Below are 12,597 nucleotides of genomic sequence, written 5' to 3'. Positions count from 1 at the left end.
GCGGCCCGAACACTACCCGGTCACACCCGCACCGGTCTCTTCAGCCGCGGCCCTTGCCCGCCGCCGCTCCGCCAACAACGCACCGGCACCGCCGAGCAGCAGCAGGAGAGCGGCCAGCGCTGCGAAGGCGAGGATGTCGCCACCGGTGATCGCGAGAGGATCGCGGGGATCCGCCTGAACGACCGAGACAGTGGCTTCATCGCTGATCCTCGAATCGTCCGTCAGCGCGGAATCAGAGTCGAGCACCGCAGTGTTCGTCACGGCGGGGTAAGCGGCCCGCCCCACAGCGACCTCAAGGGTCAGCTCGATCCTCTCGTCGACCTGCAGGCCGCCCGGCAGCACCCAGGTGACCGTGCTGCCATCGACCGAGACGTGCTCATCGGGTGAAGCATGGAAGGTGAGCCCGTCGGGCAGTTCGTCGGTCACGGTGATGGGGCCGGGGTCGGCCGTGGGGCCGCGGTTCTCGACCTCGATCCGGTACGTGCCGATCTCGCCCACCTTGAACTCGCCCACGGCGGTCTTCGTCACGGCAAGCGTGACGACGGGATCCACCACGACCGTCGCATCGGACTCGTCGTTCAACGGGTTGCTGTCATCGTCAGTCGTGACGGTAGCGATGTTGCGCAGACCATCGGGCGCGAAACGATCCGCGGCCGTCACAGCATCGAGCACCAGAACGATCGTTTCACCGGGCTCAAGGCTCTGCCCCTCGGCTACCGGCGTCCAGGTGAGGCGCTGCGCCCCGCCGGCCGAGCCGAGCTCTGGCTCGATCCCGGCGCTCTCACCGTCGGCGACCTGCACCTGCGCGCTTCCGGGAACGTAACTCATGCCCAGCGGGAGCGCGTCGGTGACGGTGATCGGTCCGTGCGCGCTGCTCGGCCCCTCGTTCGTCACGACGAGCCGGTAGCCGACGGTGTCACCGGCCTGCACCTGCGCGGCGTCGGCCGTCTTCACGATCGACAGATCGGCGCTCGCTTGCTGGTGCGAATTGTCGCTGTCATCCGGCCGCTCGTCCTCCGGCACGTTGTCGGCTCGGGCCTGCGCCCAGTTGACCAACTCCGCATCGGGATCGAGTTCGGGCGCGGTGGTGAACGTCACGATGAACGACGCCGCTTCGCTCTTCCCGACACCGAGGTCCTCTTCGAGAGCCGCGATCAGGCAGTCACCCGCCGGGTACCCGGCCGCCTCAGCGATGCCCTCCTCGCACGCGGTCGTCTCGGCGACCCACTCACCGGAGCCGATATTCGTCACCCGAGGGTCGCTGAGGCCGGCTGGAATCGGATCGACGACCCGTACATCACGTGCGATCGCCGGCCCCTCATTGATGACGTCGATGCGGTAGCTGACGTCGGTGCCGGGCGTGATCGGAGGCGCCGGGGGCGCGATCGAGTTCGCGAGCACCCACTCGCCGTCGACGAGCACGACCCGATTCTTAGCGATGTCGAGCACCGTGCGGTCGCCCGGGGTCACAGTACTGGTGTCCTCGTTCGGATCTTCGGGGTCGGTCGTCTCACCCGGGGACACGACAGCGACATTCGTGATGGCGCCGCCCTCCCACGCGGGGTCGATGAGAGCTGTGATCTCGATATCCGGTTCAGCGCCCACGAGGAAACGGTCGCCGCGGTATGTGAAGGTGATCGTGTCGCCGGCGGTCGCGTGACTCCAACCGCCGGGGTTCGACGTCGTCGCCGCCCAGAGGTCGTTCGACGGGTCCTCGATCAGGCCGGCAATGCCCGGGGGCAAGGTGTCCGTCACCGTGATCGGGCTATCAGGCGAGCTCCACGAGGTCGAGGGACCGGCATTGCGGGGCGTGAGCCGCCAAGTCACCGGCTCACCGGCAGTGATGGCCTCGGCGGGAGTGGTGGCCGTCTTGCCGATCGTGAGGTCGGCGACGCCGGTCACGTCGACCGGATCGACGTCCCGATCGTTCGTGATGTCGTTGTCGTTCGGGCCGTCGACGACGGCGATGTTCAGCACGTCCTCCGCCGGCTCATGACCCGCGTCGACCAGCGCGGTGAAGGCGATCTCCACGGTGCCGCCGACCGCGAGGTCGACGCTGCCGGTGATGTCGCCCCAGACGAGCCTCTGCCCGTCGAGCGCGGGCTCGACTGCGATGGCTTCCGCACCGTCGACCGAGACGCGCGCCGTGCCCTCGACGTAGCCGAAGCCGGTCGGCAGGGTGTCGGAGACGACGATCGGCTGATCGGAGACGCTCGGCCCGTGGTTCGCGACGCGCAGACGGTACTCCACCGTCTCACCGGCCACGACGGCCTCGCCGACGGCGGGCGCCGTGTGCGACTTCTCGATCGAGAGGTCGGCGCTGCGGTTGGAGGTCGCGTCGTCGTCATCCCGATCGAAGCCGCCCACCCAGTTCTCCGCGGTCACCTCGGCCCAGTTGATGAGAGGATCGCTCTCGTCGTGCTGCATCGCCGCGTCGGTCGCGTAGGTGACGACGAACTGCAGCGCGGCCTCCGGGCCGACCTCCTGCGAGCCGACGAGCGCGAAGGTGTCCCAGCCGTCGCTGCCGCCGACGCTCGTCGTGCCGCCGACCCCGTGCTGCCACACGCGCTCACCGATGCTCTCGTGCCCGAGGTACGAGAGCCCCTCGGGCACCTCGTCGACCACCGCGACCTCGCGCGCGTCGGCCGGGCCGTCATTGACGACGGTGATGCGGTAGCTGATGTCGTCGCCCGGAACGAACGGCGGCACCGGTTGCTGCTCGGCCGCGACGACCCATTCGCCATCGACCTGCACGACGCGCGTCTTGTCGATGCGCAGCGAGGTGTAGTCGCCCGGTGCGACGGGAACCTCGCTGTCGTTGTTCGACGGATCGCGGTCGCGGGTGGCGCCGGGAACGATCTCGACACGGTTCAGGATCTCGTCGTCGACCCAAGCGGCGTCGATCACGCCCGTCAGCGCGATGCTGAAGGCGGGGTCCGCCGCCTCGTCGGGGTTCGCCGCGATGCGCTCGCCCTGGAAAGTCCAGGTGATCGTGTCGCCGGCACGCGCCGGGAACTCGATCGGCTTGCCGTCGCGGGTCGCGGTGGCGGCCCACTCCTCGGTCGAGGGGTCGGTCACGCCGTGCACACCGGCCGGCAGGACATCGGTGATCGTGATCGGGCTCTCCTCGGTGCTCAGCGAGTCGGAGGGTCCGAGGTTGCGCACGTCGAGCCGCCAGGAGAGCTCTTCGCCCGCGGTGATCGCCTCGGCCGCCGTGGTCACCGACTTCTCGATGGCCAGGTCGGCGAGCGGCACGGTGGTGATCACGTCGTCGTCGCAGGGCTCGGCGTTCGTATTCGTCTCCGTCGTGGCGACGCACGCGTCGTTCACGACCTCGACAGCGTCGCCGATGCCGTCGGTCACCAGCGCGGTGATCGTGAGCTGCGGGGCGTGCGAGCCGTCGGCCGGGGCCGCAGGCAGCATGCCGGTGTACTCGGCGACCACGACGACCCGCCCGTGGTCGCCCGGCTCGGCGCTCACGAGCGACCAGCCGTCGCCTGCCAGCTCGACGAAGTCGAGACCGGCCGGCAACGTGTCTGTCACGGTGACGCCCGTGACGACCGAGGGGCCGTCGTTCGCGACGTCGAGGGTGAAGGTCGCTCTGTCGCCGACCTCGAACTCGTCGTTCGGCTTCGCCGTGACGTGGCTCTTCTCGATCGAGACCTCGACCTCTCGGTCGACGCGCAGCTCGGCGGTGTCGCTGTCGGGCGCCTCCGCGGGGTCGGTGGTGGGATCGCCGTTCGTGTCGAGGGTCTCCTCGTCGATGTCGGCGGTGTTCGTCAGAGGGGCGCCGTGATCCACCGTCGCGTCGATATCGACGGCGAAGCGGATCTCGGGCGCGCTGTCGCCGCTCGCGAGCCCCGCGTCGCGCGTGAAGGTCACGCGCTGCGGGTTATCGACGTCGACCGCGGCCTGCCAGCCGCTGGCGCCGACCAGTCCCGCGAAGGTCATGCCCTCGGGCAGGGTGTCGTGCACGACCAGCGGCCCGACGGCGTCGCTCGGGCCGTCGTTGCGCACGACGAGCTGGTACCACAGCGGGGTGCCAGCGACGGCGACCTCGGTCGCCTCGCCGTCGGCCGGGTCGAGCGCCGTCTTCGCGATGCCGAGGTCGGCCTTCGCGCCCACGACGACATCGGCGCTGTCGGGCAGCTCGTGCGGCTCGTCGGGATCGCTCGTGCGGCGGTCGACCCAGGTGAGCAGCGCGTCGTTGGTGAGGGTCGCGGAGACGTTGCCGCCGTCCGCGAGCGCCTCGGGCGCGATGTCCACGACGATGTCGATGAAGCTCTCGCCCACCGGCAGCAGCGAGGCGCTGCAGTTCACGGCGCTCGCGCCGGCCTGGTTGCCGTCGCTCGGGCAGACCCACGCGCTGCCGGCCTCCGGCGTCACCGAGGCGAGCGTGAGGTGCTCGGGCAGCGTGTCGGCGATGAAGGCGGGGTTCGCCGAGGGACCCTCGTTCTCGATGAACAGACGGAAGGTCGCCTGCTCGCCTGCGACGGCCTCGGCCGAGTCGACCCAGGCGCCGGTCTCGGCATCGTAGACCTTCTTCGCGAAGGTCATGTTCGCCTCGCGCTCGAGGTCGACCTCGTCGGTGGTCGAGTCATCCGGGCCGTCGGGACCGCCGACCGTTGCCGTGTTCAGGTACGCGCCGTTCGGCGCGTCGGAGGCGACGTCGACGGTGAGCCTGATGACGAAACCGTCACCGACGGGCACCGTGAAGGTCTCTTCAGCGGTGCCGACCACCCAGCTCAGCGTGCCCGGCTCGTCGCCGGGAGCCGCCGGGGTCGCGGCGATGGGCGCCCAGGTCGCACCGCCGTCGAAGCTGATCTGCGACGAGTCGGCAGCGTACGAGAGGTGCGTCGGCAGCGCGTCGGTCACCGTGATCGGGCCGCGCGAGGCCGAGGGGCCGCGGTTGACGACGCTGAGCTCGTAGTCGAGCTGCGAGCCTGCGACGGCATCTCCGAGGTGCGTCTTCTCGATCTCGAGCGCCGCGCGGCGCTCGACGTCGGTCGACGTGCTGGTGTCGTCGTCGGGGTCGGCGTTGTCGGCGTCGGCCACGACCCGGTTGACCACCGCGCTGTCCTCGTCGAGCACGAAGTCCGAGTCGAGCAGCGTCGTTATCACGAACGAGGCCCGGTTCGAAGTGTCATCGGCCGGCAGCCCGACGGGGCTCGGGAGCGGCGCCGGGTCGGTCAGGGAGAAGAGCTGCTCATCTGCGGCGTCGGTGGTCTCGCGCTGCCAGACACCGACGACGTCCTCGATCGAGACGAAGCTCAGGTACTCGGGGAGCGCGTCGGTCACGGTCACACCGCGCGCCGTCGCCGGACCGAGGTTCGAGACCTCGACGAGGTAGCTGACGTGCTCGCCCGGCACGGGCGCCTCGGTCGCCGCGACCCACTCGCCGCTCGCCTCGTCGTACACCGCGCGCGTCTTGGTGACGTCGATGACGGTATCGGCCGAAGGCGTCACCGCCGGCGGCGTGGAGGTGTTGTTCTCGTCCTCGGGATCGGTGGTGTCGCCCGGAGTCACCCCTGCGGTGTTCAGCAGTTCGGCACCGGCCGCCCAATCGGGATCGATCGTGCCGGTCAGCGTGATCGTCGCGGGCGAGGCGCCCACCGCGATGGCTGCGCCCTGGTAGATCCAGGTGATCGTGTCGCCCGCCGTCGCGAGCTCGCCCTCGGGCCAGGCCGCGCCGTTCAGCTGCGCCGTCCAGATGCCGGCGACCGAGGGGTCGGCCACGTCGAAGATACCGGCGGGCACCTCGTCGGTCACGGTGATGGCTGCATCTGCGCCGCTCAGCGAGCCCGAGGGGCCGAGGTTCATGACCTCGATGCCCCACGAGATCGGCTTGCCGGCACCGAGGTCGGCCTCCGCCGTGTTCACGGTCTTCACGATCTGCAGATCGGCGGCGGCGCTCGAGGTCTTCTCGGCATCGTCGCTGTTCGGGTTCTCGCTGCTCGGCTCGGTCTTAGCCGGGCGCTCGAAGGTCTCGCCGAGCACCGAGGCGGTGTTCTCGAACGAGGATCCGTCGGCCACCGTCGCAGGAATGTTCACATCGCCGACGATGCGGATGTAGTCGCCTCCGTCTGCCGAGAGCGTGATGTTCTCACCGACGCGGAACTCGAAGGCACCGCTCGCGCCGCTGCCGCCGGTGACCTCGAGGTCGGTGAGCGGCACGACCGTGTCGCCGTCGTGGTAGCTCGCCGTCCAGCCGCTGACCGTGACCCCGGTCGGCAGCTTCTGGGCGTCCTCGAAGGCGAACCAGCCCTCGCTCGCGTCGGGACCGTGGTTCGTGACGACGATCTCCCACTGCGGCTGCGCGTAGTCGGCGCCGACCGCGGCCCCCGCGACCCAGCTGCCGTCGTCCAGGCCGTAGAGTCCGTTGCTCGTGCCGCCGATAGCGCTCTTCACGAGCCTCAGGTCGGCCTCGGCGATGTGCGCGTCGGCCTGATCGTCGTCGCCGGTGAAGGCGCCGTCCGCGTTCTCCGTGCTGCCGGTCGTATCGGTGGTCACGGCCCGCAGCTGGTTGGTGTGCGGATTCGCCTCGGCGCCCGTGCCGGCGTCGTCGACCGCGCCCTCCTGCGGGGTCGCCGTGAAGGTGATCGTGACGGTGCGGGCCGCCTCGTCACCGGTCGCGTTCGTGCCGGGCAGCAGCTCGAAACCGTCGGTGTCTTCGCCGAGACTCCAGAGCAGCGTCTGCCTGCCCGCCTCCGCGTCGGTCCTCGGCTCGATGTGCCGAGTGGCTGCCGCGCCGATCTTCACCTGCGCGCTGTGCTCGTCATAGACCCAGTTCCGCGGCAGGACGTCGGTGACGTCGACGGTCTGCGCCGATCCTGCCCCCGTATTGGTGAGCGTCAGCTGCCACTGGAAGGGGGTGCCGACCGTCGCGAGCCCGTCGGGGTTCGCGTCGCCGACGGTCTTCTCGAGCTCGACGAACGGGAACACCGGTGCGACACGCGCGTCGTCGCGAATGCGGTCGTCGCCGTCGAGGGACGGATCGTATTCGCGGCCGCCATCGGCGAAGGACTCGAAGTGGGTGACGTTCGCGTAGTTCACGAGCGCTTCGGTCGTCAGCGCCTCGGCGTCGACGAAGCTCGCGTCGTAGCCGAGGACGGCGGCGTTCGGCCGGTCGTCGCCGGCCTGAGCGGCCGGGTGCAGCGGGCCGGCGATCTGCCAGGTGATCGTCCCACCCGAGCCGTTCGCGATGTCACCGTCGACCGCGGCCGGGGTCGGCGCGATGGAGTCGATATCGACTTGCACACCCTCGGGCACCCGGTCGGTCACCGTGACGTTGTGCGCCGCGGTGAGGTTCCGCGCCTCGACGCCGCTGTTGCGCACGGTGATCTCATAGCTGAAGCCGCCGTCGGGGTTCAGGCTGATCGCGTCTTCATCGATCGCGGTCTCGGCCGCGAAGTCGATCTTCTTCTCGATGGCCAGCACCGGGTCGAGCACGTCGACGCGCGCGTCGTCCGTCAGCGGGGTCACAGGGTCGGCGCCGGGTGCCGGGCGCCAGGTGAGGCCGGCGGTGTTCGGCAGCTCGCCGACGTTCGCCGCGACGCCGTCGTGCGCGAGCAGCACGTCGTAGCTGAAGATCAGCGTGCGCGGATCGGCGTTCGAGGCGATGTCGCCATCGTTCTGACCGTAGCTCCAGGTGCTGGTCTGACCGGCTGCCGCACGGTTCCAGTCATCCGTTACATCGACGGGGTCCCCGGTGCCGGTGATCTGATGCACGCGCACCGAGTCGGCGTCGAGCTCGACGCCCGCCGGCAGCGCATCGCGAACCTCGATGTCGTAGTAGTTGATGTTCGGGAAGAGATCGACCCGCACCTCGTACTGCACCGTCTCGCCGATGGGAGCCGCGACGGCCGCGGGGTCGTAGTCGACGTCGCCCGAGACGCGCACACCCTTGGCGATATCGGCGGTGGTGGCGCGCACCGTCGTCTCGTCTGCGGCGACGCGATCGCCGCGTCGGTTGGTCGCGTCGTCATCGAGGTCTGCCGGCAGCGTCTGTCCGGTGACGCGTGCGGTGTTCGGGAACTCGCGGCCCGCACCGGCGCTGGGGCTGATGACGGCCGTGTAGCCGAGCGCGACCGTGCCGGGTGCGACGGGAGCGGGCAGCTCATCGAGCTGCGTGAAGGCCTCCGCGCTCCAGGTGATGGTGCCGCCCTCGCCGTCGAGCACGCTCTGCTCGACGACCACGGTGTTCGGCGAGAACGGGCCGGTGTGCGGCGCCTCCGCCACGACGTACTCGGCCGCACTGCCTGCGACCGTGAAGCTGTCGGGAACGACCTCGAGCCCCTCGGGCACCTCGTCGACCACGACGTTGTCGTAGCTCTTCGGGCGGTTCGCCGTCGCGCCGACGGTCAGCGTGTAGTCGACCTCGTCGCCGATCGCGACCTCGCCCCGGGCGTTCTGGGTCTTCACGATGGTCGGCCGGGGCTCGATGTACCGCACCTCGGCGCTCGCGTCGTGCTCGATGCGAGCGTCCGGCGTATTCGGATCGTCGTAGCCGAAGGTGGCCGTGTTGCGCAGCTGCGTCGGGTTCGCGAGGTCGGGTGTGCGACTCGGGTTCGAGGCATCGCGGTCGGTCACCCAGGCCGAGACGCGCACGCGGAATGTCTCGTCCGCGTCACCGGTCGTGTACTCGGCGCTGCTGAGCACGCCGTGCTCGTCGCCGTCGCTCTGCGCGCAGGTGAAGCCGGCGAGCGAGCCTTCGTCGCAGGTGCCGGGGTCGGCATCCGTGTCATCGGGCCCGAAGAACTGCGCGCTGCCGTCGACGAACTCGTACGCGAGACTCCGACCCCAGTTCGCACCGTAGCCGAACAGACCGCCGTCCGAGAGTCTGAAGTTCTTGACGGTCGTCTTGGCGGGCAGCGTGATGGTGTACTCGAAGGTCGCGATCTCGCCCTGCACGATGGCGCTCGCGGGGTTGTGCGGATCGCTCACCGGGGCGGTACCGGGGGGCGCGATCTGCGTCGAGAGCAGGGTCTTCGTCGGCCGCGGGTCGGGCAGCGAGAAGTGCGAGGGATCGGTCGCGAGGTCGGCGGAGATGCCGAATTCACCGTCGCCCGGAGTGTGGCCCGACACTGGCCGCGAACTGCCGCCGTCTCCCGCACCGCCGTGCGCCGCACCGCTCTCGTCGCCGAGCGTCGGCACGATGCGCGAGACGCCGCCGCCGTTGTTCTCGACGGCGAAACTGCTGATCGAGGCGGTGTTCTCGTAGCGCTGGGCGAGCTGCGCGGCGTCGCCGCCGGCGACGCCGTCCGGCGTGACAACGGTGTACCCGAGGGTGAAGCCGCGCTGCACGGCGGCCTCGGTCTCGCTCGCCTCCGTACTGCCGGGAATGGACTCCGAGATCTCCCAGACGACGATGGATCGGCCCTCGTAGAAGGGATCCACCTTGATCTCCTGCGGCAGATCATCCCAGTCGTAGACCACGGCGGTGTGCGCTGCCGCGCTGCCGACCGCGGTGCCCTGCCACAGCTGCGCGGACGACTCGAACTCGCCGCTCGCCTGGACGTAGCCCTTCAGGTCGGCGGCCCGGATGCCCTCCGGCAGCGCATCGTAGACCCGGTACCCCTGCGTCGTGGTGCTCGGAGCGGTGACGTCGATGCGGAAGCGCACCTCGTCGCCCTGCACGGCCTCGCCGCCGTCGACGTTGCTGTTCACCGCGTTGCCCGCGGCCGGCTCGCCGTCGAGAGTCTCGAGGCCCTTCGCGAGGCGGGCGCCGGTGTCGAGGTGAATGGCAGCGTCGTCGCGCAGGAAGAAGATCTCACCGTCGACGTTGCGCTGCTGGTACTTGGCCAGATTCTGCGACAGGTCGACCTCATCGAACGCCGCGACGTCGACGACCCGCACCTTGATGAAGATGTCGATCTGCGTGTTCTTCGGGAAGAAGCGGTGGCCGGCGGTATCGACGACTCCGCAGTCGGCGCTGCCGAGATCCCAGGTCAGCGACCGGGCGTCTTCGTCGAAAGCGGGGTTCGGCACGAACTCGTCGAGCCAGTCGTCGCCGCTCGGCGAGCAGTTGCCGAGAGCGGTCTCGCTGCTGACTCGGTAGGCGATGTCGGTGAAGCGCCCCTCACCGTCGAGGGCGGGGTCGAACTCCGTGCCCTGGGGCAGGAAGTCGTTGAGCTTCGGCGCGCGCACGTCTGCACCGGCCGGCGGGGTGACGGTGATGCGCCACCACACATCGTCGCCCACGGCGAAGGGCTCGGACGCCTCCTCGGGTTCCCAAGCGTCAGCGGGCACGGCGGTGATGTCGCCGCCGGGAATCTCGGCACCGCGCGGCAGCACCTGCTTCGAGAGCCCGCTGAGGGGCGCCTTGAGCGTAGCGTGCGAGTCGTCTTCCGCACGGTACTCGCCGTCGGCATCGGCCGGCGCAATGCCGTTGCCGGGGTCACCTGCCGAGGTGACGCCGCTCAGCTCGTCGATCGCGGCGGTGGTGGCGGTGATGTCGACCGTGTTGCGCACGGTGTCGCCCGAGGTGGTCGCGCCCGGCGCGTTCGCGTACTCGTTCTCGTGCTGCGCGTAGAGCGCGTTCTGGACTGCCGTGTACACGACCTCGTGCCCGGCCGAACCGCCGTCGTGCCCGTTGCCGGTGCCGGCCCCGAGCGGTTCGATGTACAGGTCGAGGAAGAAGTGGCCGGTGGCCGGGTCGAAGGCGATGCCGCTGAGCGTCGCCCCCTCGAGCGTCGTGTCTGCGCGCTCCGAGGGGTAGGCGCAGTCGGCGCCGACGCCGGCGTCGAGCAGCGCCCGGCTCCACGCCTCGGGGCTCATCTCGTCGCTCACGACGGTGCCACCCGGACGGGGATCGCCGATGAGCAGGCGCGGGTAGCCGTCGCCCGGCGTGACCGCTCCGGCGGGGATCGCCGGGCAGATGCCGTCGCCGAGATCGTCGGTGAGACGGTTGGGGCGGACGTCTGCACCGCTGTCACCCGGCCCGCCGAGCTCGGCACCCGTGTACTCGCTCGTCGCGATGTCGAGCCGGTACCGCGCGAGACCGCCCTGGGTGAACTCGGCGTCGTCGACCGTTTTCAGCACGCGCACGTCCATCGCGGTCACGGTGTGCTCGGTCGTGTCGCGAACCCGCGCGTCTTCGGACGAGGCCACCTCGCCTGTGTAAACACCGCTGACGCCCGCGACGTTGGTCTGCGCCTGCGCTGCACCCTCGGGGTCGGGCATCGCCTGACCCTGGCGAGTGGAGGCGCCGCGGTTGTTGTCGAGGTTCGATCCCTGCAGGCCGCCCTCGGGCGAGGGAGTCTCACCGCCGAAGTCGAGTGTGTTCTCGAACAGCGGCACCGCTGCGCGGTATCGGATCTCGAAGAAACCCGGCCGGCCCGCGGCGTCCGGGTAGCTCTGCGCGTGGGGGTCGACGATGCTGTAGTCGACGAGGCCGGCCGCGGCCAGCCGGCCGATGTTCCAGGTGACCTTCGTGTAGACCCTGCCGCTGTCGAGGCCGGGGAAGGCCGCGATGTCGTCAGCCGTCGGCACGAGCGTCTCGACGCGCTCGGCCCCGGCGAGCGCCGCGTTGCGCGCGAGCTCGTGATCGGCGGGGCGGTCGGCGTCGGCGTAGAAGCTGTCGTGCGGGGCCGGGGCGTTCATCGCGCCCTTGCCCGGATACTCCCCGGGACCGCCCTGTGTGCCGTTCGCGTTGCTCGTGTTGTCGGCGCCGCCCAGCCCGAGGTACTCGAGGCCGGCCGGCAGGAAATCGGTGACGACCAGGTCATCGATGTCGCCCTCACCCGTGTGCCATACGCGCAGCGTATAGGTCGTGGTGTTGTCGTGCACGCCGCGCAGCAGCTCGTTCTCGGGGCTGGGCTCGCTCTTCTCGATGCGCGCGGCTCCGACTCGCAGGCCCGCCTCGCCGATGCCGGGCTGCGAGGTCGCTGCGGGGCCGCCGCTGCCGCCGCTGCCGGGGAAGCTGGGCAGGAAGCGTTCGTCGTCGCTCGTGAACGCGAAGACGCGGATGTCGAGGTTCGAACCGACCGGGAACGCGCCGGCGTCAGGGCGGAGGGTGAGGGAACCGCGGTTCGAAGCCCCGGCGGGAAGATCCGAGATGTTGGGGAAGACGAGGTACTGCGATCCTTCTGGCACCGTACAGGGGGCACCGGCTCCAGCGCTGGTGAGGCCGACGGCCTCGCAACTCGCACCCTGGCTCGGCACGGTCTCGCCCGCCTGGTAGACGCGCTTCGGCTGGCCGAACGATTCGCCGGCGCCGACGAAGGTGACGCCGCCCGGTACGAGCACGCCGAGACCGAGGTTGTAGCCGTCGCTCGTGGACTCGTCATCATTGGCAACGCCGATATCGACTGTGACGTCTTCGCCCGCGATGAGCGGAGGATCCTGCTGTTCGACGGTCACCGTCGGGGCCGCCACGGCGGCCTGCGCCATCTGGGTACCGATACCCACCGCGACGAACGAGCCGGCGAGCAGCGACCCCGCCGCAATACCCGCCAACCACTTCTTCGTAGTTCCCTGCACGCGCGACTGTCCCATGTGCCCCGATCACTCCCCCACCCGGCGCCCCTTCCCGCAGGCGCAATGATTCTGGGCACGAAGCCCGGATTCCCACGCTAGGCAGGAAAATCATCCTGCGCC

Annotated in this window: 1 protein-coding gene; it reads right to left on the bottom strand. The window is 70.0% G+C overall.

The window, feature by feature from the left end:
* Positions 1 to 12 precede the first annotated feature (12 nt).
* Complete coding sequence (locus AC0KXF_RS07310) at positions 13 to 12,495, bottom strand: isopeptide-forming domain-containing fimbrial protein (protein WP_473108540.1); 12,483 nt, start codon at positions 12,493 to 12,495, stop codon at positions 13 to 15.
* Positions 12,496 to 12,597: the final 102 nt, after the last annotated feature.

The organism is Leucobacter holotrichiae (genome assembly GCF_055791005.1).
Note: the sequence above shows the minus strand (reverse complement) of the source record. Positions and strands in the feature narration are given on the sequence as shown.